This window comes from Streptomyces sp. LX-29 (genome assembly GCF_029541745.1).
GTDB lineage: Bacteria > Actinomycetota > Actinomycetes > Streptomycetales > Streptomycetaceae > Streptomyces.
This window is the reverse complement of sequence record NZ_CP089746.1, coordinates 2,333,170-2,359,810: the sequence shown is the minus strand read 5'-3', so window position 1 is coordinate 2,359,810 and position 26,641 is coordinate 2,333,170. Positions and strand designations below refer to the sequence as shown.

Below are 26,641 nucleotides of genomic sequence, written 5' to 3'. Positions count from 1 at the left end.
ACCGCCCCTCACCCTGCCCCGCTCGCGCCATCGTCCGTCACGAACATCTTCCGACCGTCCAGATCGCCAGCCCCAGGGAGCTGTTTTCGATGAGTGCCGAGTCGCCGGGGGCGCGTAACCACTCGATCCAGTGGCGTCAGTCGTTCCGGGAGTGGCGCTGGCAGCGCCCGTTCTGGGCAGGGGTGCTGACCGTCCTGGGCGGGCTGCCGATCGCGTACCTCCCGTATCACAACCTCACCTTCGGGCAGTTGCAGTTCCGGATCGGCACCACGACCGGATCCGCGTCACTGATCATCGGTGTGCTGCTGGTGGTGCTGGGCCTCAGCATGTGGTTCCAGCCCGCCGTACGGGTCTTCGCCGGGGTCGCCTCGATCCTGCTCGGCCTGGTCTCGTTGGTCGTCTCCAACTTCGGCGGGCTCGTCGTGGGCTTCCTCTTCGCCCTGTTCGGGGGCGGTATGAGCGTGGCCTGGGAGCCGGGCGAGGTGCCCGGTGGGCAGCCGGCCAAGGGCCGGCGGCGTGCGCCGAAGGGGACCGCGGACGGCGTGGGCGACGCGAACGACGCGAAGGACGCTGACGGCGTGGCGAGATCCGAGGGCCCGAACGGCACCGACGGCGTGGACGACAGGGGCGCCGAGGACGGTGAGAACACGCCGGAACCGGCCGGGGCCGGGACCGCGCCGGAGCAGGAGACCATGAATGGGAGGCACCGTGCGGGGTGATGAGGAGCGGGAGGCCGACGCCGGCAAACCGCGCCGCACGAGAACAGGACCGCGCCACGCGGCTCCGAGGAAGTCGGTCCTCACCCGGCTGCAGATGCCCGCGGGCAAGGCGATCGCCCTGGCGGCGATGCCGACGGCCGTGCTCATGGGCATGGGGCTGACCCCGCAGCTCGCCAGCGCCGACCCCCGGGCGCAGGACTTCAAGCCGGGTCCGTGCGTGACCCAGCCGGACGAGGCGGGGGACGAGCAGGACAAGGACAAGAACCAGGACAAGGACCAGGACCAGGACAAGAGCCAGGACCGGGACCGGGACCGGGGCAAGGACACCGAGGACCCCAAGGGCGAGGAGCCCGGGACCCCGGAGAGCCCCGACGGCGAGAAGCCCCGGGACCCCGCCGGCGGCGACCGGGACGACCAGGGTCGGGACGGCACCGGCCAGGACGAGGAGAACCCGGGCGACGAGGACACCGGCGACCCGGGCCAGGACGGCACCACGCCCGCGCCCGGACCGACCGGCGACGGCACCACGCCGAAGCCGGCCCCGACCGGATCGACCGACCCCGCGGACGGGGCGACGGAGTCTCCCGACCCCGTCGAGACCGACCCCGAGAGCCCGTTGGACCCGCTCGATCCGCTCGACCCGCTGGGCATCGGCGACCCGCTGGAGGACGTCCTCAACGGCGAGGACGACGACCACGCGGGACAGCCGGGGGAGGACGGCGCCGAGCCGGGCTCGGACGCCACCGAACCCACCTCGGACCCGACCCACAAGGCCGGGGACCCGGCCGCGGACACCGCCGACGAGGCGAAGGACGAGGCCGAGGACAAGGCGGCCGACAAGGCGGCGGACCGGGCCGGGAAGGACGAGGACCCGGGCGACGAACCGACCGACGGGACCTCGCCCGCTCCGTCCCCGACCACCACCCCGAGCCCGGACTCCACCCCGACCCCCGACCCGTCCCCGAAGCCGGGCGACGGTGCCGAGGGCGACGGCGAGGGCTACCCCTGTCCGACCTACGACGCCGAGGCGTACGAGAACGCGCCCACGGAGCCGACCGCCAGCCTGCTGCCGGACGAGCCGTGGACGCTCAAGACGACCAGGCTCGGCCTGCACGGGCTCGCCTACGACGGCATCGTCGAGGTGAAGACGTACAGCGGGAAGGTCAAGAAGGTCCTGAAGTTCACCGCCAAGGGCGTCGACATCAAGGACCTGCACCAGCTGGTGAAGGGCCCGGGCGGGACCACCACGCATGTGGCGGGCCGCGAGGGCAGCACCTCCACCATCCGCAACGGCACGGTGACGATGTACACCGAGGAGCTGAGCGGCAAGCTGCTGGGGATCATCCCGGTCACCTTCTCGCCCAAGGCCCCGCCGCCGCTGACCCTCCCCGAGCTGTTCTTCACCGAGGCGACGGTGGTGCAGGCGGGACAGTTCGGCGGGGACCTGACCATTCCGGGGATGCGCCTCTACCAGACCGAGGGGTGAGCCACCGCTCGTCCCCGCGGGAGCCGCACGGAAAGGCGTCGGGCCCGTCCCCCGTGAGGGGGGACGGGCCCGACGCCGTGGCGTGCCGCGGCGGTTACTGGGCGCCGCCCAGGTGGTGCACCCGGACCATGTTGGTGGTGCCGGGGATGCCGGGGGGCGAGCCGGCGGTGATGATCATGGTGTCGCCCGCGGCGTAGCGGTTGAGCTTGAGCAGCTCGGCGTCGACCAGGTCGACCATGCCGTCGGTGTTCTCCACATACGGAACCACGAAGGACTCCACGCCCCAGCTGAGCGTCAGCTGGTTGCGGGTGGACTCGTCGGTGGTGAACGCCAGGATCGGCTGCTGGGCGCGGTAGCGGGACAGTCGGCGGGCGGTGTCACCGGACTTGGTGAACGCCACGAGCGACGTGGCGCCCAGGAAGTCGGCGATCTCGCAGGCCGCGCGGGCCACCGAACCGCCCTGGGTGCGCGGCTTCTTGCCCGGGACCAGCGGCTGGAGGCCCTTGGAGAGCAGCTCCTCCTCGGCCGCCTGGACGATCTTCGACATGGTCTTGACCGTCTCGATCGGGTACTGGCCGACCGAGGACTCGGCGGACAGCATCACCGCGTCCGCGCCGTCCAGGATGGCGTTGGCCACGTCGGACGCCTCGGCGCGGGTCGGCCGGGAGTTGGTGATCATCGACTCCATCATCTGGGTCGCCACGATCACCGGCTTGGCGTTGCGGCGGCACAGCTCGATGAGCCGCTTCTGCACCATCGGGACCTTCTCCAGCGGGTACTCCACCGCCAGGTCGCCGCGGGCCACCATCACACCGTCGAAGGCCATGACGACCTCCTCCATGTTGGCGACCGCCTGCGGCTTCTCGACCTTGGCGATCACCGGCACCCGGCGGCCCACCTGGTCCATGACCCGGTGCACGTCGCGCACGTCGGCGGCGTCCCGCACGAAGGAGAGCGCGACCATGTCGCAGCCCATCCGCAGGGCGAAGGTCAGGTCATCGACGTCCTTCTCGGACAGCGCCGGGACGTTCACCGCCGCGCCGGGCAGGTTGATGCCCTTGTGGTCGGAGATCACCCCGCCCTCGATGACGATCGTCCGCACCTGCGGGCCCTCGACCGCGGTGACCCGCAGCTCGACGTTGCCGTCGTTGATCAGGATCTGGTCGCCCTTGGCGACGTCGCCCGGCAGGCCCTTGTAGGTGGTGCCGCAGATCGTCTTGTCACCCGGGACGTCCTCGGTGGTGATGGTGAACTCGTCACCGCGCACCAGCTCGACCGGGCCCTCGGCGAAGGTCTCCAGCCGGATCTTCGGGCCCTGGAGGTCGGCGAGCACGCCGACCGCGTGACCGGTCTCCGCGGACGCCTTACGGAGCCGGTGGTAGCGCTCCTCGTGCTCCGAGTGGGTCCCGTGGCTCATGTTGAAGCGGGCCACGTTCATGCCGGCCTCGATCAGCGTCTTCAGCTGCTCGAAGGAGTCGACGGCGGGGCCCAGGGTGCAGACGATTTTGGAACGGCGCATGAGGCGGATCCTATCGGGTTTGTTTCGGGGCGGAATATTCGAGCTGTAGGAAAACCCAATGATCAGGCGCTGGCCTCGGTGACCAGCTGGAACGTCTGAGTGGCGATCTCCAGCTCCTCGTCGGTGGGCACCACCGCGACCGCCACCCGGCTCTCCTCGGCGGAGATCAGGCGCGCCGAGGAGCCCCGGATGGCGTTGCGCACCGGGTCCACCTCGATGCCGAAGGCGTCCAGGCCGCGCAGCGCCGCCTCCCGGACGGCCGCCGAGTTCTCGCCGACGCCCGCGGTGAAGGCGACGGCGTCCACCCGACCCAGCACCGCCGCGTACGCGCCGACGTACTTGCGCAGCCGGTGGATGTAGATGTCGAAGGCCAGCTGGGCGGCGGCGTCGCCCTCGCCGATGCGGCGGCCGATCTCCCGCATGTCGTTGTCGCCGCACAGGCCGAGCAGCCCGCTGCGCTTGTTCAGCAGGGCGTCGATCTCGTCGGTGGACAGCCCGCCGACCCGCGCCAGATGGAAGATGGCGGCCGGGTCCAGGTCACCCGAGCGGGTGCCCATGACCAGGCCCTCCAGCGGGGTCAGACCCATGGAGGTGTCCACGCACTCCCCGCCGCGCACCGCGGAGGCGCTGGCGCCGTTGCCCAGGTGCAGCACGATCGTGTTGACCTCGGACGGGTCCTTGTCCAGCAGTCGGGCGGTGGCCCGCGAGACATACGCGTGCGAGGTGCCGTGGAAGCCGTAGCGCCGCACCCCGTACCGGTCGGCGGTCTCGGTGTCGATCGCGTACCGCGCGGCCGACTCCGGCATGGTCGAGTGGAAGGCGGTGTCGAAGACCGCGACCTGCGGCAGGTCGGGGCGGAGCCCACGGGCCACCGTGATCCCGGAGATGTTGGCCGGGTTGTGCAGCGGGGCCAGCGGCACCAGCTTCTCGATCTCCTCGACCACCTCGTCGGTGATCAGCGTCGGCTCGGTGAACCGGGTGCCGCCGTGCACCACCCGGTGGCCGACCGCGGCCAGCGCCGGCGAGTCCAGGCCGAGGCCCTGGCCCGCGAGCTCCGTGGCGACCTGCTTGAGGGCGGCCTCGTGGTCGGCGACCGGTCCCTCACCGATGCGCTCGACGAGCCCCGACGCCAGCCGGGAGCCGTCGGCCATGTCCAGGAGCTGGTACTTCAGCGAGGAGGAGCCGGAGTTGAGGACGAGGACTCGGGAGCCGTTCACGCGGTCTGCGCCTTCTGTGCGGGGTCCGCCGGGGCGGCGGGGGACGTCGGGGTCTGGGCCTGGATGGCGGTGATCGCCACGGTGTTGACGATGTCCTGGACGAGGGCGCCGCGGGACAGGTCGTTGACCGGCTTGCGCAGGCCCTGGAGGACCGGGCCGACCGCGACCGCGCCCGCCGAGCGCTGCACGGCCTTGTAGGTGTTGTTGCCGGTGTTGAGGTCCGGGAAGATCAGGACCGTGGCCTTGCCGGCGACCTCGGAGTCGGGCAGCTTGGTCGCCGCGACCGCCGCGTCCACCGCCGCGTCGTACTGGATCGGGCCCTCGACCAGCAGGTCCGGGCGGCGCTGCCGCACCAGCTCGGTGGCGGCGCGCACCTTGTCCACGTCCGCGCCGGAGCCGGAGGTGCCGGTGGAGTACGACAGCATCGCGATCCGCGGCTCGACGCCGAACTGGGCCGCGGTGGTCGCCGACTGGATGGCGATGTCGGCGAGCTGCTCGGCGTTCGGGTCCGGGTTGACCGCGCAGTCGCCGTAGACCAGCACCCGGTCGGCCAGGCACATGAAGAAGACCGAGGAGACGATCTGCGCGCCCGGCGCCGTCTTGATGATCTCGAAGGCGGGCCGGATGGTGGCGGCGGTGGAGTGCACCGCGCCGGAGACCATGCCGTCGGCCAGCCCCTCCTGCACCATCAGGGTGCCGAAGTAGGAGACGTCGGCGACGATGTCGTACGCCAGCTCGTAGGAGACGCCCTTGTGGGCGCGCAGCTTGGCGTAGAGCTCGGCGAACCGCTCGCGCAGCGGGGAGGTCTGCGGGTCGATGATCTGCGCCTCGGCCAGCTCGATGCCCAGTTCGCCGGCGCGCTTGCGGATCGCGTCCTGGTCGCCCAGCAGCGTCAGCTCGCACACGTCGCGGCGCAGCAGCACATCGGCGGCGCGCAGCACCCGCTCCTCGGAGCCCTCGGGCAGCACCACCCGGCGCCGGCCGGAGCGGGAGCGCTCGATCAGCTCGTGTTCGAACATCATCGGCGTGACCCGGCTGGACCGGGCCACGGAGATGCGGTTGGTCAGCTCGGCGGTGTCCACGTGCCGCTCGAACAGACCCAAGGCGGTCTCCGCCTTGCGCGGCGTACCGGCGTGCAGCTTGCCCTCCAGGGCGAACAGCTGCTCGGCGGTGGGGAAGCTCTTCCCGGGCACCGACACCACCGGGGTGCCGGGGGCGAGCCGCGAGGCGAGCGCCAGGATGTCGGCGCCCGGCCGCTCGTCCAGGGTCAGCAGCACGCCGGCGATCGGCGGGGCGCCGGCACTGTGCGCGGCGAGCGCGCCGACGATCAGGTCCGCGCGGTCGCCGGGGGTCACCACCAGGCAGCCGTCGGTCAGCGCGGGCAGGAAGGTGGGCAGCATGGCGCCGCCGAAGACGAAGTCGCGCACGTCGCGGGAGAGCCCGGAGTCGTCGCCCAGCAGCACCTCGGCGCCGAGGGTGCGCACCACCTGGGAGACGGTGGGCGCGGAGAGCGAGGCGTCCTCGGGGAGCACGTAGCAGGGGACGGGCAGTCGCGCGGCCAGCCGCTCGGTGATGGCGGTGCGGTCGGCGGGGGCGACCCGGTTGACCACCAGCGCCACCACGTCGCAGCCCTGCGCCTCGTAGGCGCGGTAGGCGTTGCGCGCCTCGGCCCGCACCGACTCCGCGCTCTGGTCCTGGCCGCCGACGACGGCGATCACCGAGGCGCCGAACTCGTTGGCCAGTCGGGCGTTGAGGCCCAGCTCGTCGGGGAGGCTGGTGGCGGCGTAGTCGCTGCCCAGCACCAGCACGTACTCGTAGTCGCGGGCCACCTCGTGGAAGCGGCCGACGAGCTGGGCGACCAGCTCGTCGGTGCCGCGCTCGGCCTGGAGCGCGGCGGCCTCCTCGTAGCTCATGCCGTACGCGCTCCCCGGGGCCTGGCTCAGCCGGTAGCGCGCCCGCAGCAGGTCGAACAGGCGGTCGGGGTTGTCGTGGACCAGGGGGCGGAAGACACCGACCCTGTCCACATGGCGGGTGAGGAGCTCCATGATTCCCAGCTCCACGACCTGGCGCCCGTCGCCACGGTCGATCCCGGTCACGTACACGCTGCGCGTCACGCGTGCTCTCCGATCCGTCTGTCTGCTTCCACTGCGGGCAGGTGCGGGTGGCGCGGCCACGGTGGTGGCCGCAACTCAGGAAAATGCCTGAAAAAACCACGATGGATGGGCCCTGCCCTCTTGACAATACCTGCGCCCGTAGATAGGGCGCTCGCCAGGTCAGGGGGACGCGGCACGGCCCGGCCCGTGAAACAATCGGACTGGTTCAGTCCGTACCAGTCGGCAGCAGGAGACAGAGCACGATGCGCATCGGAGTCCTCACCGCAGGCGGCGACTGCCCTGGCCTCAACGCTGTGATCCGGTCGGTCGTACACCGCGCGGTGGCCGGTCACGGGGACGAGGTCATCGGCTTCGAGGACGGCTTCAAGGGGCTCCTGGAGGGGCGGCACCGCAAGCTCGACCTCGACGCGGTCAGCGGCATCCTGGCCCGCGGCGGCACCATCCTCGGCTCCTCCCGCCTGGAGCGCGCCCGGCTGCGCGAGGCGTGCGAGACCTCCAAGGAGCTCGCCCGCGACTACGGCATCGACGTGCTCATCCCCATCGGCGGCGAGGGCACGCTGACCGCCGCCAGCATGCTCGCGGCCTCCGGCCTGCCGATCGTCGGCGTGCCGAAGACCATCGACAACGACATCTCGGCCACCGACCGCACCTTCGGCTTCGACACCGCGGTCGGCGTGGCCACCGACGCCATCGACCGGCTCAAGACCACCGCCGAGTCGCACCAGCGGGTCATGGTCGTCGAGGTCATGGGCCGGCACGCGGGGTGGATCGCCCTGGAGTCCGGCATGGCCGCCGGCGCGCACGCGATCTGCCTGCCGGAGCGCCCGTTCGACCCGGCCGACCTGTGCAAGATGGTCGAGGAGCGGTTCGCCCGCGGCAAGAAGTTCGCCGTCATCTGCGTCGCCGAGGGCGCGCACCCCGCCGAGGGGACGATGGACTACCAGAAGGGCGAGATCGACCAGTACGGCCACGAGCGCTTCGCCGGCATCGGCAACCGGCTCGCGGTCGAGCTGGAGCGGCGCCTGGGCAAGGAGGCCCGCCCGGTCATCCTCGGCCACGTCCAGCGCGGCGGCACCCCGACCGCGTACGACCGGGTGCTCGCGACCCGCTTCGGCTGGCACGCGGTGGAGGCCGCGCACCGCGGCGAGTTCGGCATGATGACGGCGCTGCGCGGCACGGACATCGTGATGGTGCCGATCGGGGACGCGGTGACCGAGCTCAAGCGGGTGCCGGCGGACCGCATGCACGAGGCGGAGTCTGTCTTCTAGGGGCTTCGTAGGAACGTACGTCACCGGGCCCACGGATCGGATTCCGCACCGTCAGACGGCGGCGTCGATCCGGTCCCAGAAGTGTTCCACGATGTGGTCGAGGAAGGCCCTCGCGTCGGCGGCGGCGTTGTCGGCGGTGGCGCCGCGCACCAGGGTGGCCGCCATCCGGGCCTGGTAGTCGCCGTGCAGGGACTTCAGGGCCTGCTCGATGCGTGGTTTGGGCAGTGGTACCAACTTGGCGACCTTGCGCACATAGGCCTGCCAGCGGGTGTCCACCGCCGAGCGGAGCAGTCCGGCGAGCGCCTCGTCGCGCCCGGTGACCTGGAAGAAGGCGCGCAGCGGAAGCTTGAGCACCTCGGCGAGGTTGGCGGCCTGGCCGTCGTTCCCGGTCCAGACCCCGGAGCTCTCCATCCGCTCGTACTCATACGGGTCCATGCCGATGCGCATGGCCAGGTCGGCCGGCGCGATGCCCTGGGCCACCCGGTGCTCGCGCAACGTGCCGGGTGCTCCCAGGAGGTCTCCGGGCGCGCACCACAGCGCCCCCGCCAGCGCCATCAGCTCGTTCTCGTCGGGGAACGCCTCCCCCAACTCCCAGGCGGCGACGGTCGCCGGTGACACCCGGAGCCCGTAGGCGGCCTGGATGCCGTACGAGACGTGCGCGTGCGTCATCCCCAACGCCTCGCGCAGCCGACGGGCGGCTGTTGGATCAAACGACGTACTTCTGGGCTCTTCCGGTATGGACGGATGCACAAGCGCACCGTAGCGGCAGAGGGTTACACATGCATGACAAATGACTGAGTTGGTATCCAGTCGTTTCGGCGACTGACCGAAGTCGACCGCGACGGAGGGGGTCTGGGTTCAGCCCTTGACGGCGCCCCCGAGCGCGAAACCGCTGCCCAGTCGCCGGGAGATCAGCACGTACAGCAGCACCACCGGCGTGGAGTAGAGGAGCGAGAAGGCGGCGAGCTGGCCGTAGGCGACCGAGCCGTGGTTGCCGAAGAAGGTGAAGACGCTGACCGAGGCCGGAAGTTGATCCGGCGTCAGGAGCAGCATGAACGGCACGAAGAAGTTGCCCCACATCATGATGAAGCTGTAGATCGTCACCACCGCGACCCCGGGCCCCATCAGCGGCAGGATCACCCGCGCCAGCGCCTGCGCCCAGGACGCCCCGTCCGTCCACGCCGCCTCCTCCAGCGCGACCGGCACCCCGTCCATGAAGTTCTTCATCAGCCAGATCGCGAAGGGCAGTTGGGTCGCGGCCAGGAACAGCGCCGTTCCGTGCAACGTGTCGATCAGGTCCGTCTGGACGAACAGCCCATAGACCGGAACCATGATCGCCGTGATCGGCAGACAGGTGCTGAACACGATCGTCAGCAGATACGGCCGCACCAGGCGCGAGCGGAACCGCGACAGCGGGTAGGCGGCCAGCGCCGCGCAGCCGACGGTCACCACCGCGGCGCCCCCGCACAGCAGCAGGCTGTTGACCATCGGCGTGAACGTGATCTCGTCGGTCCACACCGCCGAGAAGTTGTCGAGCGTGGGCGACCCGGGCGCGGCCACCCGCAGCGTCGCCTCCGCGTCCACGGACGCCAACAGCAGCCAGGCCAGCGGGAGCGCGAACGCGGCGGCGGTCACCAGCAGCGCGACATCGGCGGCCAGGCGGCGGCGGGCGCGGCGGCTGAGGGCGAGTCTCGAGCGCATGACACCTCCGGACGGAGTGAGGCCGGAAGACCATGAAACCGCCGGACGGCACGGGCGAGAAGCCCGGCGGCACCGGGCGACGAGATCGGCGAGTCCGCGTTTCGGGACCGTGGTGGCGAGGACCCGCCAACTTTCGACCCTCCGGGCCGGAATCGCTTGCGCGGCGCCGGTTCCCATACACATAGTGACGGGGTGACCACAGCCGTACCCTTACGCCCCACCGACACCATGCCCGCGCGCTCTTCGACGGACCTCCGATGAGCCTCGACGAGACGGCCGCCCAGGATGCCGAGCAGGTGGTGATCCACCCGGCCGGGGCCGACAACGAGCTGCGCAAGGCCCTGCAGGATCTGCTGGCCGGGCGGTGGATGGCGATGCGGAACCTGCTGGTGGACGAGGGCGGTTGGGGACGGTGGACCTACCGGACGCAGGTGCTGGGAGCGGCGGCCGCCGGCTCGGACGTGGTGGACGCCTGGCTGGCGGAGGATCCGGAGAGCGGCGCGGGTCGGGTGATGCGGGCGCGGGTGGCCGTCGAGCGGGCGATGCGGGCGCGGCGGATCCGGCACGCGGAGACGACGAGGCTGTGGCGCGAGGCGGAGGAGGCGTGCGCGGCCGCCGCGCGGGCGCGGCCGCGGGACCCGGTGCCCTGGGTGTGCCGGCTGGCGCTGGCCCCGCTGGACGAGTGGCACCAGGTCGCGGAGTACCGGCAGGCGCCCCCCGATCCGATGCTGTGCCCCGGCCCCTGGGGCCTGTTGGCGGAGGCGGACCGGCGCGACCCGGGCAACCGGGAGGCGTACCACCGGGCCATGCAGTTCCTCGGCGGCCTGGGCGGACACGCGCAGATGGCGCTCTTCGCGCGCTGGGCCGCCGACCACGCGCCGCCGGGCTCGCCGCTGCTGGTGCTGCCGCTGTACGTGCACGCCGAGCGCTGGCGTGAGTCGCACCCCGAGGGCGGCGACCACGCGCTGGATCTGCACTGGGTGCAGGACGGCGCGATCCGGGACGCGGAGCGCGGCGTACGGCGGTGGTTCGACCTCTCGGACCCCGCCGAGCGGTCGCTGATGGACGCCAACTACCTCGCCCACGCCCTCTGGGCCGCCCACCGGTTCGACGACGCCGCCCGTGTCTTCCACTGGATGGGCCGGTACGCCACCGCCCGGCCCTGGCAGTACCGGATCGCCGACCCCGGCCGAACCGACCTCGTCGCCGCCGAGTTCGCCCGCATCCGGCGGCACTGTCTCGGCGTCGCCCAGGGCGACGCAGGGCGGCGGCTGCATCGGCCCTCGTTCTGAGCCGCGCCGCCGAGAGCGCGTCACCCCCCCCACGCTCCACCCCGACGCACCCCCAACCCCGAGGAAACAGGGAGACTTCGTGTCGCACGCCGCCAAGAGGCTGAGGACCGGACGCGACCGGCGGGACGAGGAGCACTTACGCGACCTCGGCTACCAGCCCGTCCTCGCCCGCCGCATGGGCGGCTTCGGTAGCTTCGCGATCAGTTTCAGCATCATCTCGGTGCTCTCCGGCTGCATGACCCTGTACGGATTCGGGCTGGTCACCGGCGGCCCCGCGGTGATGCTGTGGGGCTGGGCCGGTGTCGGGCTGATGGTGCTGTTCATCGGGATGGCCCTGGCCGAGGTGACCAGCGCCTACCCCACCTCCGGCGCCATGTTCTACATGGCCCACCAGCTCGGCGGCCCCCGCTGGGGCTACTACACCGGGTGGATCAATCTGCTCGGACTGCTCGGCGGCATCGCCGGCAGCGGCTACGGCGCGGCGCTGTTCATCGGCGCCCTGCTCGACCTCCAGTTCGACATCGCGCCGACGCCCGAGTCCACCATGGTCGTCTTCACCGCCATCCTGCTGCTGTTCGCCGGCTTCAACCTGGCCGGCGTCCGCATGGTCAACCTGCTGAACTCCATCAGCGTCTGGTGGCATCTGCTCGGAGTGGCCGTCATCGTCGCCGTCCTGGCGATCGCCCCCGACAGCCACCAGTCGCCGTCCTTCGTCTTCGGGGAGTTCGTCAACGACACCGGCTGGTCCAACCCGCTCTACGTCACCGCCGTCGGGCTGCTGCTGACGCAGTACACCTTCACCGGGTACGACGCCTCCGCGCACCTGTCGGAGGAGACCACCAACGCCTCGGTCTCCGCCGCCCGCGGCATCGTGCGCTCCATCTGGGTCTCGTGGATCGCCGGTTTCGTGCTGCTGGCCGGGCTCACCTTCGCCATCCAGGACTACGCCGCCACCCAGGGCGCCGACGTCCCGCCCGCGCAGATCTTCATCGATGTGCTGGGCACCGACGGCGCCACCGCGCTGCTGCTCATCGTCATCGTGGCGCAGCTGTTCTGCGCCAACGCCGGGATCGCCGCCGCCAGCCGCATGGCCTTCGCCTTCAGCCGGGACGGGGCGCTGCCCGGGTCGGCGCTGTGGCAGCGGGTGAGCGCCCGCACCCAGACCCCGTACGCGGCGGTGTGGCTGGCCGTCGCCGGCCCCTTCGTGCTGGCGCTACCGTCGCTGTACTCCGAGACCGCCTACACCGCCGTCACCGCGATCAACGTCATCGGCATCACTCCCTCCTACGTCATCCCGGTCTATCTGCGGCTGCGCCATCCGCACCGCTTCGCCCCGGGGCCGTGGACGCTGGGCCGGTGGAGCCGCGTGGTGGGCTGGATCGCGGTCTGCTGGGTGGGCTTCGCGACGGTGCTGTTCTGCCTGCCCCAGGTCAGCCCGGTCACCGCCGCCTCCATGAACTACGCCTCGGTCGCGCTGGCGGTGGCGTTGCTGCTGGCCACCGTCTGGTGGCCGTTCGCCCGCCGCTCGCTCACCACACCCACGTACGACACCTCCGGCAAGAACGCCGAGCTGCTCCAGGAGGTGATCTGAATGGCTCCGCTGAGCCTCGACGAGCTCCGCGCCGACATCGACCGGGGGACGGTCGACACCGTGCTGCTCGCCCTCGTCGACATGCCCGGCCGCCTGAAGGGCAAGCGCTTCGACGCCCGGCACTTCATCGACCGCGTCGTGCCCGAGGGCGCCGGGATGTGCGCGTACGTGCTGGCCACCGACGTCGACATGCGGCCGGTGGACGGGTTCTCGCTCGCCTCCTGGGACACCGGCTACGGCGACATGCGGCTGACCCCGGACCCGCGGGCGGTCCACCGGCTGCCGTGGTGGCCCGGGACCGCGCTGGTGCACGCCGACGCGGACCTGGACGGGCGCCCGGTGCCGGTCTCGCCCCGGCAACTGCTGCGCGAGCGGCTCGCCCGGCTCGCCGAGCGCGGCCTGACCGCCGGGGTCGGCCTGGAGACCGAGTTCGTGCTGTACCGGGGGCGCTACGCCGACGTCGCCGACGGCCGGCTGCCGGAGCCGGTCGCCCCCCAGAACCGGGACTGCGCCCTGGACCACGACCCGCTCACCGACCGCTTCCTGCGCGCGCTGCACCGCGGGCTGCGTGAGGCGGGGCTGCCGCTGGAGGCCGCCAAGACCGAGGGGGCGGCCGGCCAGATCGAGATCACCTTCCCGTACGGGGAAGCCCTGGCGGCCTGCGACGGCCACACGGTCTTCAAACACGGCGCGCGGGTGCTGGGCGAACGGCTGGGCACCGTGCCCAGCTTCATGGCCGCCCCCGCCACCGGCGTGGCCAGCGGGCTCCATCTGCACCTGTCGCTATGGCGGGAGGGGCGGCCGGTGCTCGCCGACGCCGACGGCTCCCCGACGGCGCTGGCCGAACACGCCGTCGCCGGGCTGCTGACGGCACTGCCGGAGCTGGCCCCGCTCTACGCCCCGACCGTCAACTCGTACAAGCGGTACGTGGAGCGCAGCTTCGCGCCGACCCGGTTCAGCTGGGGCGTCGACAACCGCACCTGTGCCGTGCGGATCGCCGGCCGCGGCCCCGGCCGCCATCTGGAGATCCGGCTGCCCGGTGCCGACGCCAACCCCTATCTGGCGCTGACCGCCGCCCTCGCCGCCATCGAGCACGGGATCGACCACCGGCTCAAGCCCCCGCCGCCCTGCGTCGGCGACGGCTACCGGGAGGAGGCGGGGCCGCCGGTGCCCCGCACCCTCGCCGCGGCCGCGGAGGCGCTGGGCACCGGCCCGCTCGCCCGGGAGCTGCTGGGCCCCGCCGTGGCCGGACACTACGCGCACGCGGCGCGCGTCGAGGCGGACGCGCTGGCCGGGTCGGCGGGGTCGGGGGTGGAGGTGAGCGACGCCGAGCGGGAGCGGTGGTTCGGCCGGGCCTGACGCCGCCGGCCGTCACACCTCCTCGCGCAGCAGCCGCAGATAGACCGTGGAGAAGACGGCGCCCACCAGCAGCAACAGCAGGGCCACCGCCGTGCCGTAGCCGATCAGGCTCTTCAGGAACGCCTGGTCGTACATGAACACCGGGAGGGTCTGGCTGCGGTTGCCGGGCCCACCGCGGGTCATCGCCCAGATGAGGCCGAAGACCGACAGGGTCTGGAGGGTGTTGAGCATGAGGTTGGTGCCGATGGAGCGGCGGATCATCGGCAGCGTGACGTACCAGAGCCGGCGCGGACCGCGCGCGCCGTCGACCTCGGCCGCCTCGGTGATCTCGTCGGGGATGTCGGCCAGCGCCGCGGAGTAGACCAGCATCGAGAAGGCCGTGCCCCGCCAGACGTTGGCGAAGGAGACGGCGAGGATGGGGAGGGTGAACAGCCAGTTCTGGCCGGGCAGATGGAGCTGGTCGAGGAGGGCGTTGAGGGTGCCCTCGCGGCGGAAGAAGGCGTACAGCAGAAAGCCGGCGACGATCTCCGGCACCACCCAGGCGGCGATGACGATCGCTCCGGTGAGCGTGCGCACCGGGCGGGAGGCGCGGCGCATCAGCAGGGCCAGCGCCAGGCCCAGGGTGTTCTGGCCGAGCAGGGAGGAGACCACGGTGAAGACGAGGGTGAGGACGACGGCGTTGCGGAAGTCCGGGTCCCCGAAGGCCCGCCGGAAGTTGTCGAGGCCGACGAAGTCGGTGGTGGACGAGCCGGTCAACTGCGCGTCGGTGAAGGCGATGTACGCGCAGTAGCAGATCGGCCCGCCGAGGAAGAGCAGCAGGAGAACGGTGGCCGGGGCGAGCGGCAGCCAGCGCAGCGGCCGGCGGCGGGGCGCACGGCCGGCGGTCCGCTCGGCGGCCGCGTCCGGTCGGGTGGCGGTGGCCGTCATCGGTCCCGCCGCACCACGGCGTCGGTGAGGGACGCGAGCTCCTCGTCGTACGCCCTCGCGGCCTCCCGGGGGGAGGCGTCGCCCGTCGTCACCGCCTCCATCGCCTCCCCGATCGCCGCGGAGACCTGCGGATAGACCGGGAGCGCGGGGCGGTAGCGGGTGACGTCGACCAGGTCGGTGAAGAAGTCGACGCCGGGCATGGAGCGCAGGTACCCCGGGTCCTCCGCCACGTCCCGGCGGACCGCGATCTGCGCGTCGGTCACATTCCACTCGGCGGCGTTCTCCCTGGTCTGGAGCGTCTCGATGAACTTCCAGGCCAGCGCGGGCTTGGTGGACTCGGCGGGGATCGCCCAGGTCCAGCCGCCGGACATGCTGACCCTTCCCGGGGCCTGCCCGGCCTGGGTGGGCATCGGCGCCTGGCCGAGGACGCGCGACCACCGCGGCCAGGGCCTGCCGCCGGTCCTGATCCAGTTCTGGCCCAGCCAGGAGCCGTCCAGGGCGATGGCGAGCTCGCCGTCCGGCAGCCAGTCGCCGAAGACGCTGGTGTTCACGTTCGGGTCGAGGGCGTCGGAGACGTCGGGGCCCAGCTTCTCCGCGTAGACGGTCCGCACGAAGCCGAGGGCGTCGCGGAAACCGCGGCTGCCGGTGATCCACTTCTTCGCCTCGCGGTCGTACAGCGGGTCCTCGCCCCGGCCGTCGACCGTGCCGTACAGCAGCATCTCGAAGCCCTGCATCACGGCCGCCTCGCCCGGTCCCTTGCCGGTGTAGACGTTGAGCGGGATGACCCCGGGGACCCGGCGCTTCACGGTGCGGGCCGCGTCCAGCACCTCGGCCCAGTCCCGGGGCCGCCAGTCGGCGGGCAGGCCGGCCCTGGCGAAGATCTCCTTGTTGAACCACAGCCCGCGGGTGTCGGTGCCGACGGGCACCCCGTACGTCTTCCCGTCCTCCCCGCGCGCCGCCTCTCGCGCGGCGGGGGCGTACCGGTCCCAGTCCCGCCAGGTCGTCAGGTACTCGTCCAGCGGGCGCAGATAGCCCGCCTCGATGTCGGAGCCGATCCGGAAGCCGTCCTCGTAGATCACGTCGGGGGCCGTCTTCGAGGACCGCATCATCTGCTGCATCTTGGCGGCGTAGTCGTTGTCCGGCGCCTGGATCGGGATCAGCTTGACCTTCTTGCCGGGGTGGGCCTTCTCGAACTCCTCCTTGACCGCGGCGAGATAGCGGTCCTTGTGGCGCACCGCGTTGTCGGTCGAGCGGTTGTAGGCGACCTTGACGGTGTTCGGGTCGCCGCCCGCGCCGTCGCCGCAGGCGGTGAGCCCGGCGGCGGCGAGGAGGGCGGCGAGGACGACCGCGGCGGTTCGGGCGGGGGTGGCGGTGGGGCGCACGGGCACGACCTCCTGGCTGCTCGCCTCGGTGGCTGCTGCTCGGTGACCGTACGGTTACCTTCCGTGGAGGTCAATGGGCCGGGCGTGGCGGCCGGGGCGGCCAGGGCGGCCGTGCGGCCGGGTGGTCAACGCCCCGGGGGCGAGCCCTTGCTGAGCCAGCGGTAGACCAGCTCGGGGCGGCCGACCTGGCCGTACTGCGGGGCGCGCTCGGCGCGCAGGGTGTCGACCAGGTGTTCCAGATAGCGGCGGGCGGTGATCCGGGAGATGCCGACCGCCTCCGCCGTGGCCGTCGCCGAGATGCCGTTCTCGGCGGCCCGCAGCGCCTCGGTCACCGCCCGCAGGGTGGCCGGGGTCAGCCCCTTGGGCAGCTCGGCGGGTTGCGGCGCGCGCAGCGCCGCCAGGGCGCGGTCCACCTCGTCCTGGCCGCTGGCCTCGCCCGCGGTGGCGCGGAACGCGGCGTAGCGCAGCAGCCGGTCCCGGAGCGTGGCGAAGGTGAAGGGCTTCAGGACGTACTGCACCACCCCGAGCGAGACGCCCTCCCGCACCATGGCCAGGTCCCGCGCCGAGGTCACCGCGATCACGTCGGCGGTGTGGCCCGCGGCGCGCAACGAGCGGATCAGCTGGAGGCCGTGGGCGTCGGGGAGGTACAGGTCGAGCAGGAGCAGGTCGACCGGGTGCCGCTCCAGATGGCGGCGCGCCCCGCTCCCGGAGTGCACGGTGCCGGCGACGGTGAACCCGGGCACGCGGGAGACGTACAGCGCGTGCGCGTCCGCGGCGACCGGGTCGTCCTCGACGACGAGCACGCGAATGGCGTACGGCGCGCTCATGGTGTGATCCTTTCTCCCCGGCTCCCGCCGAGAGGTGCCCCCTGGAGGCGCCCCACGGCGCGGCGCGGCCGAGAATACGCCAGCGACGCGCCGGGGCCTACCGGCGACCGCGCACGTCCCCCGACCGCGGGCCCGACGCGGGGCACGCGCGGGCGGCCGGCGACGGGGCCCCGGACCCACGGCACCCGCGGGCGGCCGGCGACGGCGGTCCGCCGCGCGGCGGGCGCGGGAGACGCTCGTCGCGGCCGTCGAGGCGGAGGACCCGCTGCTGGGGCTCGGCGACCGCGGCTCGCCCGCCCGCCGGAGCCGGCGGCCCGGGTCAGACCAGCGGCAGCCGGACCGCGAAGGTCGCCCCGCAGGGGGCGCCGTCGGCGGGGCCGGCGGGGGTGACCTCCACCGTGCCGCCGTTGCGGCGGGCCGCCTGGCGGACGAGGGCGAGGCCGAGCCCGCGGCCGGGGGCGGCGGGGCCGGCGGAGGGCGGGGCCTTGGTGCTCCAGCCGCGTTCGAAGATCTCCTCGGCGTCGGCGGGGGCGACCCCGGCGCCGGTGTCGCTGACCGCCAGGAGCAGCTCGCCGTCGGCCGCGCGGGCGGTGACCGTGACCCGGGCCCGGTGCCCCGCACCCGCGTTAGCGTCGGCGTCCGCGGGAGCGCACGCGTTCGCCTGGGCGCTCGGGTCCGCGGCCGCGCCCTCGCGGCCGGCCGGCCGGTGGGCCTGGTCCGCCGCGGTGTCCATCGCCGCGTCCATGGCGTTGTCGATGAGGTTGCCGAGGATGGTCACCAGGTCCCGGGCCGGCAGGCCGGCCGGCAGGACGCCGTCGTCGATGCGGCTGTCCGGGGCCAGCACCAGCTCCACGCCGTGCTCGTTGGCCTGCGCGGCCTTGCCCAGCAGCAGCGCGGCCAGCACCGGTTCGGCGACGGCCGCCACCACCTGGTCGGTGAGCGCCTGGGCCAGCTCCAGCTCGGCCGTGGCGAAGTCCACCGCCTCGGCCGCCCGGCCCAGCTCGATCAGCGAGACCACGGTGTGCAGCCGGTTGGCGGCCTCGTGGGCCTGGGAGCGCAGCGCCTCGGCGAAGCCGCGCACCGAGTCCAGCTCGCCGGAGAGCGCCTGGAGCTCGGTGTGGTCGCGCAGGGTCACCACGGTGCCGCGCCGCTCACCGCCGCTGACGGGGGAGGTGTTGACCACCAGCACCCGCTCCGCGGTGAGGTGCAGCTCGTCGACGCGCGGTTCGGCGGCCAGCAGGGCGCCGGTGAGCCGCGCCGGCAGACCCAGCTCGCTGACGTACCGGCCGACCGCGTCCGGCGGCAGCCCCAGCAGCTCCTGCGCCCCGTCGTTGACCAGGGCGATCCGCCGCTGCCCGTCGAGCATCAGCAGCCCCTCGCGCACGGCGTGCAGCGCGGCCTCGTGGTAGTCGTGCAACCGGCTGAGCTCGGTGGCGTTCATGCCGTGGGTGTGGCGGCGCAGCCGGGCGTTGACGACGTAGGTGCCCAGGCCGCCGAGGGCCAGCGCGGCGAGCGCGACGGCCAGCAGGGCGAGCAGCTGGCCGCGCGCCTGGTGGCTGATCTCCTCGACCGTTATGCCCGCGCTGACCAGGGCGACGATCCGCCCGTGGTCGCGGACCGGGGTGACCACCCGCACCGAGGGACCCAGGGTGCCGGTGTACGTCTCGGAGAAGGTGCGGCCGCGCAGCGCGGGCCCGATGTGGCCGAGGAAGTTCTCGCCGATACGGGCCGGGTCGGGGTGGGTCCAGCGGACGCCCCGGGTGTTCATGATCGTGACGAAGGTGACGTCGGTGTTCCGGCGCACCCGCTCCGCGTACGGCTGGAGCGTGGCGGTCGGGTAGGCCGACTGCACGGCGGCGACGACCGCGGGGGAGGCGGCCACGGCGGTCGCCGCGGCCGTGGCCTGGCGGCGCGCGGCGGCCTCGGCCTGGTTCCGGTCGGTGAGGTACGCGAAGACCGCGCAGCCGGCGACCACGACCGCGACCAGCACCACCTGCATGGCGAAGAGCTGGCCGGCCAGGCTCCGGGGACGGGGGACGCGCATAGCGCTCAGTGTGCCCGCGCCGCCCGGCGTGAACGAAATGTACGGAAGGGTGACCGCCGTCACAGCCTGGTGCATAGTCACCGGGACCGTCCAGGACGTGAGCCGCACGTGACCCCACCCGGACGACCACGTACACCGCCAGGACGAGCCAGTACAGAAGGAGGCAGCCGTGGCCGCGCAGACCTCGACCCGGGACGCCGGACAGGAACCGGGAGCAAGACAGCCGGAGGCCGCCCGCCGGGACCGCACCCACTACCTCTACCTCGCCGTCATCGGCGCGGTGGTCGCCGGCATCGCGGTGGGCTTCGCCGCGCCCGGCGTGGCCGCGGAGCTCAAGCCGATCGGCGCCGGCTTCGTCAATCTGATCAAGATGATGATCTCGCCGATCATCTTCTGCACGATCGTGCTCGGCGTGGGGTCGGTCCGCAAGGCCGCGAAGGTGGGCGCCGTCGGCGGCCTGGCGCTCGGCTACTTCCTGCTGATGTCCACCGTCGCCCTGGCGATCGGTCTGCTCGTCGGCAACATCCTGGAGCCGGGCAGCGGGCTGCACCTCACCAAGGAGGCGGCCAAGGCCGGCGAGGCCCAGGCGAGCGGCGCCCACGAGTCCACCGCCGACTTCCTGCTCGGCATCATCCCCAAGACGCTGGTCTCCGCCTTCACCGAGGGCGAGGTGCTCCAGACGCTGCTGGTCGCGCTGCTCGTCGGCTTCGCGCTGCAGGCGATGGGCCGTACCGGGGAGCCGGTGCTGCGCGGCATCGGCCACATCCAGCGGCTGGTCTTCCGGGTGCTCGGCATGGTCATGTGGGCGGCCCCGGTGGGCGCCTTCGGCGCGATCGCCGCGGTGGTCGGCGAGACGGGCGTGGACGCGCTGAAGTCCCTGGCCGTCATCATGGTCGGCTTCTACATCACCTGTCTGCTCTTCGTGGTGGTCGTCCTCGGCACGATCCTGCGCCTGGTCGCCGGGGTGAACCTGTTCCTGCTGCTGAAGTACCTGGCGCGGGAGTTCCTGCTGATCCTGTCCACCTCCTCGTCCGAGTCGGCGCTGCCGCGCCTGATCGCGAAGATGGAGCACGCCGGCGTCAGCAAGCCGGTCGTCGGCATCACGGTGCCCACCGGCTACTCCTTCAACCTCGACGGCACCGCGATCTACCTGACGATGGCCTCGCTCTTCGTCGCCGAGGCGATGGGCGACCCGCTCTCCGTCGGCCAGCAGATCTCGCTGCTGCTCTTCATGATCATCGCGTCCAAGGGCGCGGCCGGCGTCACCGGCGCGGGCCTGGCCACGCTGGCCGGCGGCCTCCAGTCGCACCGCCCCGAGCTGGTCGACGGCGTGGGACTGATCGTCGGTATCGACCGCTTCATGAGCGAGGCGCGCGCCCTCACCAACTTCGCCGGGAACGCCGTGGCGACCGTCCTCGTCGGCACCTGGACCAAGGAGATCGACAAGGAGCGGATGGCCGAGGTGCTGGCCGGCCGACTGCCGTTCGACGAGAAGACGCTGGTGGACGACGGCCACGGCGTCCCGGCCGACCCCGAGTCGGCACGGGACGCGGCCGACACGGACGCCGCCGGGACCGAGGGCCCCAACGGCGCGGCGGCCAAGGAACCGGCGACCGTCTGACGCTCCCGCGGCGACAGCCGCGACTCGACTCCGGTCCCCCCAGACGCCCCGGGTTGCCTCCTCAGACGCCCCTCCCCCCGGGGCAACGCGGCGGCCCTGCCTCATATCGGCGAGGCAGGGCCGCCGTGCGTCTCTTCCCGCGCGGGCACCGCAGACGACTCACCTCCGGACGCTGCGCACGCGGATCTTGGACTGCTTGTGGGGCATCCGCTCCCAGTCCTCCATGACACGGGCCCAGAGGCCGTGGGAGGCGGCGAGTTCGGTCAGCGTGTCGGCCCGGTAGTAGAAGTCCTCCCGCAACACGTGGTGGTGCTCGCCCTCGGTGCGGTTGAAGGTGAAGTCGAAGAAGGCGCGCGGGGCCATGACCCGCGCGATGTTGCGCAGGCACTCGTCGACGACCTCGATCGGGGAGTGTGAGAACACGCTGTGCGCGTGCACCACGGTGAAGTACCCGGCGGGCAGGGCGGAGAGCCGCAGATCGCGGACGAGGGTGAGGTGGGGGACCTTGGACTGGAGGCCGCGTTCGGCGAGGGTGTCGGCCGCCGCGAAGAGGATCTCGGGGGATATGTCGATGCCGTGGTAGTGCCCGGGGCGCAGATAGTCGATGAACCGCCAGCCCGCGCGCAGGTTGCCGCAGCCGATCTCCAGCATCCGGTCCTTCGGACTGAGCCCGTGCCGCAGCAGATAGTCGAACTGCAGCTCGCCGAGCGCGAGCCACCGCTCCTCGGTCGCGCTGCCGACCGCGGCGGAAGGGCTTCTGGCGGTGTCCGCCTTCATCACCGCACGGTAGTAGGCCACATGGTCACGGGTGGTGAGCCGCAGCCTCCAGTCACGGCCGAGCCTGCGCAGATACGGCACGACACGGTCGGGGTGCCGGGAGGCGTGGCGGATCCTGTGGCCGAGGCGGGCGCGGTCGGCGGCGCGGGTCGTGGTCATCGTGAGGTCCTTGGTCGTGTGGCGGTCCTCGGTCTCAGGGCCGGTCCGGGGCCGAGCGGGGCGTACAGCCATCCACTCTGCGCCGCTCCCGTGGACCGGGCCACCCAGGCGGTGCCATCCAGGTCACCGGCGTCCGGGACCTCCCAGGGCGCCGGCCGCAGGGCCGCGCGTGCGCCCCGGCCCGTCCGACCGCGCGCGCTCGGGCACGGGCGTGGTCAGACCGGCTTCAGCCACACCGTGGCCAGCGGCGGCAGCACCGGCAGGATGCTGCTGTGGCAGCCGTGCCAGGGGGTGGGGTCCGTCTTCAGGGGGTCGGGGTTGCCGACGCCGCTGCCGCCGAAGCGGGGGCTGTCGGTGTTGAGGACCTCCCGCCAGAGCGGGAACCCGTCGGGGACGCCGATGCGATACTCGTGGCGCACCACGGGGGAGAAGTTGCTGACGGCGATCAGCGGGGAGCCGTCGGCGGCGAAGCGGACGAACGCGAAGACGTTGTCGTCGGCGGCGTCGCCGTCGATCCAGCGGAAGCCCTCGGGGACGATGTCCCGCTGCCAGAGCGCGGGTTCGCCCAGGTAGTGGTGGTTGAGCTCGCGGACCAGGTCGCGCACGCCCCGGTGGTCCGGCTCCGCGGAGTACGAGGGGTCCAGCAGCCACCAGTCGGGGCCGTGGCTCTCGGACCACTCGGCGCCCTGCGCGAACTCCTGCCCCATGAAGAGCAGTTGCTTGCCCGGGTGGGCCCACATGAAGCCCAGGTAGGCGCGGTGGTTCGCGCGCCGCTGCCACCAGTCCCCGGGCATCTTGGAGACCAGCGCCCGCTTGCCGTGCACCACCTCGTCGTGCGAGATCGGCAGCACGTAGTTCTCGCTGTACGCGTAGACCATCGAGAAGGTCATCTCGTGGTGGTGGTACTTGCGGTGCACCGGCTCGTGGGTCATGTAGTCGAGCGAGTCGTGCATCCAGCCCATGTTCCACTTCAGCCCGAAGCCGAGGCCGCCGAAGCCGCTGGCGCCGACGTGGTGGGTGGCCCGGGTCACCCCGTCCCAGGCCGTGGACTCCTCGGCGATGGTCACCACGCCCGGGCAGCGCCGGTAGACCGTGGCGTTCATCTCCTGGAGGAAGGAGACGGCGTCCAGGTCCTCGCGGCCACCGTGCTCGTTCGGCGTCCACTCGCCCGCCTCGCGCGAGTAGTCCAGATAGAGCATCGAGGCGACCGCGTCCACCCGCAGCCCGTCGATGTGGAACTCCTCGCACCAGTAGACCGCGTTGGCGACCAGGAAGTTCCGCACCTCGGTGCGGCCGTAGTCGAAGACCAGGGTCCCCCAGTCGGGGTGCGCGGCGCGCCGTGGGTCGGCGTGCTCGTACAGCGGTGTGCCGTCGAACGCGGCCAGCGCCCAGTCGTCCCGGGGGAAGTGCGCGGGCACCCAGTCGATCAGCACCCCGATGTCCGCCCGGTGCAGCGCGTCCACGAGGTACTTGAAGTCGTCGGGAGTGCCCAGCCGGGCGGTCGGCGCGTAGAAGCCCGTGACCTGGTAGCCCCAGGAGCCGCCGAACGGGTGCTCGGCCACCGGCAGGAACTCCACATGGGTGAAGCCGAGGTCCTTCACATAGCCGGGCAGCTGCTCGGCCAGCTGGCGGTAGGTCAGCCCCGGCCGCCAGGAGGGCAGGTGCACCTCGTAGACCGAGAAGGGCGACTCGTGCGGGCGGAACCCGGCCCGGCGCGCCATCCACTCCTCGTCGCGCCAGCGGTGGTACGAGGTGTGCACCACCGAGGCGGTCGCCGGCGGGCACTCGGTGCGCCGCGCCATCGGGTCGGCGCGCAGCGTGCGGCTGCCGTCGGGGCCGACGATCTCGAACTTGTACAGCGCCCCCTCGGCCACCCCCGGGAGGAAGAGCTCCCACACCCCGCAGCGCCCCAGCGACCGCATCGGGAACGCGGTGCCGTTCCAGTAGCTGAAGTCGCCCACCACCCGCACGCCACGCGCGTTCGGTGCCCAGACGGTGAAGCGCACCCCGGTGACCTGCTGGTGCGTCATGGGGTGCGCCCCCAGCGCCTGCCACAGCCGCTCGTGCCGGCCCTCGCCGATCAGATGCAGGTCCACCTCGCCCAGGGCGGGCAGGAAGCGGTACGGGTCCTGGAGCTCCAGTTCGTCGCCGTCGTACGCCACCAGCAGCCGGTAGTCGGGGATCTCGCGCAGCGGCAGCACCCCGGAGAACAGCCCGTCGCCCTCCGAGCGCAGCCGCGCCCGCAGCCCCTTGGCGCTGATCACGACCGACCGGGCGAACGGGCGCAGCACCCGGAAGCAGACCCCGCCGCCCACCAGGTGCGCGCCCAGCACGGCGTGCGGGTCGTGGTGCGCGCCGGCCAGCAGCCGCTCCCGCTCCCCGGCGTCCAGCGGTGGCGCCGGCCGCACCCCCTGGCTGCCGTCGGTGGGCGCCGGTTCGGCCACGGCCTCGCCGGGCCGCGGCGGCCGCCCGGTCACCGCCCGGCGCACGTCGGTCGCCGCCGCGTCCTCCCGCCGCGCCCCGGGCTCCGCGGCCCGCTGCGCGCGGGGGGTCGGCGGGGCGTCGTACGAGGACCGCCCGCGACCCGCCCCGCTCGGCCCGGACGCCTCCGGGCGGTCGGGGAGGAACGTCGCCGGGACGCCGGCGGGGGACGCGGGCCGCCCGGACGGCCCCGCCAGCGGGGGCAGCACCGGGGGCGGGGGCGGGACCTGGTCGGACGGGTCGCTGGGGGACGGCGGTCGAGCGGTCACGGAAGGTCCTCCTTGGGCGGCGAGCGGCGGCACCGCCAGCCGGGTGACGAGGTGGGTGCGGGGTGGTCAGGTGCCGCGCGCGGTCCGGGGGACGCCGGCCAGGCGGCGGATGGCGGACATCGGGACGGAGAGCCAGTCGGGGCGGTGCCGGGCCTCGTAGAGCACCTCGTAGATCGCCTTGTCGGTCTCGTACGCGCGCAGCAGCTCGGGCGCGTCGCGCGGGTCGGCGCCGGACGCCTGGGCGTAGCCCGCGCAGAACGCCGCGCGGGTGCGCAGCGCCCACTCCGCGGCCGGCGCGTCGCCGCGTCCGCCCGGCTCCCCGGTCCCGCCGCCGCCCGTCCGCGACCCGGTCCGCGGGGCGGTGGCCGCACCCCCGCCCTGCTCGGCCGCGCGGGTCCGGCTGGCGACCGCGGCGGCGTAGTCGAAGGACCGCAGCATGCCGGCGACGTCCCGCACCGCGGGCTGCGGGCGGCGGCGTTCGGCGAGCGGGCGGCTGGGCTCGCCCTCGAAGTCGATCAGCGACCACGGCCCGTCGTCCGCCGCCCGCAGCACCTGGCCCAGGTGCAGGTCCCCGTGGATGCGCTGGGCCGCCCAGCAGTGCCCCGCGCGGCCCAGGCCCGCCAGGTCGTCGAACGCGGCGCGCAGCGCGGCACGGTAGGGGTGCAGGGCGGGCACGGCGGACGCGGCCGCGTTGAGCCGCTCGGTCATGGCGGCCACCAGCGTGTCGATCTGCGGGCGGCGCAGTATGACCGTGGGCAGCGCCTGCGCCATCGCCAGGTGCACCTCGGCGGTGGCCCGGCCCAGCGCGTGCGCCGCGGGCGCGAAGTCGGCGTGCCGGGCCAGCGCGCGCAGCGCCAGCTGCCAGCCGTCGGTGGAGCCGGCGAGGTACGGCTGGAGGACCCCGAGGGTGAAGGGCGCGCTGTCGGCGCCGGCCGGGACGGTCTCGAACCAGGCGGTGGGCGAGGGCACGCGGGCACAGCCGGTGCGGGCCAGGGCCAGCGGCAGCTCCAGGTCCGGGTTGACCCCCGGGCTCACCCGGCGAAAGATCTTGAGGATGTACGCCTCCCCGTAGACCACCGAGGAGTTGGACTGCTCGGCTGTGATCAGCCGCGGGGTGAGCACCGAGGGCATGCTGGTGGCCGGCTCGCGGGCGAAGCGGAGCGGGCCGAGCCGGCCCGGCACCCGCAGCCGCTCCAGCAGCAGGGTGGCGAGCCGCGGGTCGTACAGCGCCTCGTAGACCGTCTGCCCGTCCAGCGGCCCGCCGGTCGGCCGCCCCACCAGCGCGGGCGCGAGCAGCGGCGGGAGGGTGGAGCGCACGCCCAGCAGGATCTGGTAGCAGTCGGCGCCCGGGCCGCCCGCCGGGGTGCCGGGCTGCTCGGCCCGGACCAGGAGGTGCAGCAGGCCGGGGGTGGCCCCGCCGGCCGCGCACGGCAGCAGCTCGGCCGCCGAGACGAGTGCGAAGCCGGTGATCGGGCGCCCCTTTCCGGCGAACCACCGCTGCCGGGGCAGCCACCGCGCCAGCAGCGGCGCGAGCGAGGGGAGCAGCCCAGCCGGGGCGCGGGCGCCCGGCGCACCGGCGGCGTGCGGCACACCCGCCGATGCGTGCGGTGTCCTCCGGGCGAAGGGGGCTTCCGGCATGGCGTCGCGTCCTTTCCCCGGGCACACGACAGATAGGGCAAAGTGTCCCGGATTGCGGCAATGGCTGTGCGACGTGCGGGACGTGTCGGGCGAGGATCGTCCGTACGGCGACGCGTGCCGAGTGCTCGGCGCCGCGCGCGACGTAGGGAGGCTGCCCCGTGCGGCGCCGCCCTAACGTCCCGGCCCACGCCGGGGTCTGTGTGTCCGCCATGAGGGTGAAGGCGGACGAGGAGCCGGGTGGGGCGCTCAC

Annotated in this window: 19 protein-coding genes; 7 read left to right on the top strand and 12 right to left on the bottom strand. The window is 73.1% G+C overall.

What is annotated here, in order from left to right:
* Positions 1-89 precede the first annotated feature (89 nt).
* Together LRS74_RS09920 and LRS74_RS09915 are read left to right on the top strand one after the other, a co-directional pair.
* Complete coding sequence (locus LRS74_RS09920; RefSeq protein ID WP_277740659.1) at positions 90-719, top strand: DUF6114 domain-containing protein; 630 nt, start codon at positions 90-92, stop codon at positions 717-719.
* On the top strand, positions 697-2,205 hold the full coding sequence (locus LRS74_RS09915; RefSeq protein WP_277740658.1) for a hydrogenase expression protein HypF: 1,509 nt from the start codon (positions 697-699) through the stop codon (positions 2,203-2,205). The genes LRS74_RS09920 and LRS74_RS09915 overlap by 23 nt, the downstream gene beginning before the upstream one ends.
* Positions 2,206-2,299: 94 nt before the next feature.
* Here the strand turns inward: LRS74_RS09915 and pyk are convergent, their stop codons facing one another.
* The 3 genes from pyk to pta all read right to left on the bottom strand — a co-directional run bounded on the left by pyk (position 2,300) and on the right by pta (position 7,055).
* The gene (pyk, locus tag LRS74_RS09910) at positions 2,300-3,724 is read right to left on the bottom strand and encodes a pyruvate kinase (protein ID WP_277740657.1); all 1,425 of its coding nucleotides are present in this window, start codon (positions 3,722-3,724) and stop codon (positions 2,300-2,302) included.
* A gap of 62 nt (positions 3,725-3,786) precedes the next feature.
* Positions 3,787-4,941 carry an acetate kinase gene (locus tag LRS74_RS09905; RefSeq protein WP_277740656.1) on the bottom strand — a complete coding sequence of 385 codons (1,155 nt, stop codon included), beginning with the start codon at positions 4,939-4,941 and terminating at the stop codon, positions 3,787-3,789.
* On the bottom strand, positions 4,938-7,055 hold the full coding sequence (gene pta, locus LRS74_RS09900) for a phosphate acetyltransferase (protein ID WP_277740655.1): 2,118 nt from the start codon (positions 7,053-7,055) through the stop codon (positions 4,938-4,940). Before pta ends, LRS74_RS09905 begins: the two co-directional genes overlap by 4 nt.
* Before the next feature lie 242 nt (positions 7,056-7,297).
* Between pta and LRS74_RS09895 the strand changes: the two genes are divergently transcribed.
* Positions 7,298-8,323 (top strand): ATP-dependent 6-phosphofructokinase, encoded by a 1,026-nt coding sequence (locus tag LRS74_RS09895; protein ID WP_144381596.1) that lies wholly within the window; start codon positions 7,298-7,300, stop codon positions 8,321-8,323.
* A 51-nt stretch (positions 8,324-8,374) separates the two neighbouring features.
* On the opposite strand, the gene LRS74_RS09890 is transcribed toward LRS74_RS09895, so the two are convergent.
* Both LRS74_RS09890 and LRS74_RS09885 read right to left on the bottom strand, forming a co-directional pair.
* The gene (locus LRS74_RS09890; protein WP_277740654.1) at positions 8,375-8,992 is read right to left on the bottom strand and encodes a helix-turn-helix transcriptional regulator; all 618 of its coding nucleotides are present in this window, start codon (positions 8,990-8,992) and stop codon (positions 8,375-8,377) included.
* Between the two features lie 189 nt (positions 8,993-9,181).
* Complete coding sequence (locus LRS74_RS09885; protein WP_277740653.1) at positions 9,182-10,024, bottom strand: carbohydrate ABC transporter permease; 843 nt, start codon at positions 10,022-10,024, stop codon at positions 9,182-9,184.
* 257 nt (positions 10,025-10,281) lie between these two features.
* On the opposite strand from LRS74_RS09885, the gene LRS74_RS09880 reads away from it, so the two are divergent.
* From LRS74_RS09880 to LRS74_RS09870, 3 genes are all read left to right on the top strand, one after another.
* Positions 10,282-11,316: a hypothetical protein gene (locus tag LRS74_RS09880; RefSeq protein WP_277740652.1), complete on the top strand. Its 1,035-nt coding sequence runs from the start codon at positions 10,282-10,284 to the stop codon at positions 11,314-11,316.
* Between the two features lie 79 nt (positions 11,317-11,395).
* A complete protein-coding gene (locus tag LRS74_RS09875; RefSeq protein ID WP_277740651.1) occupies positions 11,396-12,907 on the top strand; it encodes an amino acid permease in 1,512 nt (503 codons plus the stop codon).
* Positions 12,908-14,266 (top strand): glutamine synthetase family protein, encoded by a 1,359-nt coding sequence (locus LRS74_RS09870; RefSeq protein WP_277740650.1) that lies wholly within the window; start codon positions 12,908-12,910, stop codon positions 14,264-14,266.
* 12 nt (positions 14,267-14,278) lie between these two features.
* Here the strand turns inward: LRS74_RS09870 and LRS74_RS09865 are convergent, their stop codons facing one another.
* From LRS74_RS09865 to LRS74_RS09850, 4 genes are all read right to left on the bottom strand, one after another.
* Entirely contained in the window at positions 14,279-15,193 is a 915-nt protein-coding gene (locus LRS74_RS09865) for a sugar ABC transporter permease (protein WP_277740649.1), read from the bottom strand.
* Positions 15,190-16,581, bottom strand: a complete 1,392-nt coding sequence (locus LRS74_RS09860; protein WP_277740648.1) for an ABC transporter substrate-binding protein — start codon at positions 16,579-16,581, stop codon at positions 15,190-15,192. The genes LRS74_RS09865 and LRS74_RS09860 overlap by 4 nt, the downstream gene beginning before the upstream one ends.
* Before the next feature lie 119 nt (positions 16,582-16,700).
* Positions 16,701-17,402 carry a response regulator gene (locus LRS74_RS09855; RefSeq protein ID WP_277740647.1) on the bottom strand — a complete coding sequence of 234 codons (702 nt, stop codon included), beginning with the start codon at positions 17,400-17,402 and terminating at the stop codon, positions 16,701-16,703.
* A gap of 319 nt (positions 17,403-17,721) precedes the next feature.
* Positions 17,722-19,446, bottom strand: a complete 1,725-nt coding sequence (locus LRS74_RS09850; RefSeq protein WP_277740646.1) for an ATP-binding protein — start codon at positions 19,444-19,446, stop codon at positions 17,722-17,724.
* A 169-nt stretch (positions 19,447-19,615) separates the two neighbouring features.
* On the opposite strand from LRS74_RS09850, the gene LRS74_RS09845 reads away from it, so the two are divergent.
* Positions 19,616-21,067: a cation:dicarboxylase symporter family transporter gene (locus LRS74_RS09845; RefSeq protein ID WP_277740645.1), complete on the top strand. Its 1,452-nt coding sequence runs from the start codon at positions 19,616-19,618 to the stop codon at positions 21,065-21,067.
* A 159-nt stretch (positions 21,068-21,226) separates the two neighbouring features.
* Here LRS74_RS09845 and LRS74_RS09840 read toward each other — a convergent pair whose 3' ends face one another.
* The 3 genes from LRS74_RS09840 to LRS74_RS09830 form a co-directional block, all read right to left on the bottom strand.
* Positions 21,227-22,003: a class I SAM-dependent methyltransferase gene (locus LRS74_RS09840; RefSeq protein ID WP_277740644.1), complete on the bottom strand. Its 777-nt coding sequence runs from the start codon at positions 22,001-22,003 to the stop codon at positions 21,227-21,229.
* Positions 22,004-22,218: 215 nt separating this feature from the next.
* Complete coding sequence (gene glgB / locus LRS74_RS09835) at positions 22,219-24,447, bottom strand: 1,4-alpha-glucan branching enzyme (protein ID WP_277744684.1); 2,229 nt, start codon at positions 24,445-24,447, stop codon at positions 22,219-22,221.
* A 372-nt stretch (positions 24,448-24,819) separates the two neighbouring features.
* Entirely contained in the window at positions 24,820-26,391 is a 1,572-nt protein-coding gene (locus tag LRS74_RS09830; RefSeq protein WP_277740643.1) for a phosphotransferase, read from the bottom strand.
* Positions 26,392-26,641 lie beyond the last annotated feature (250 nt).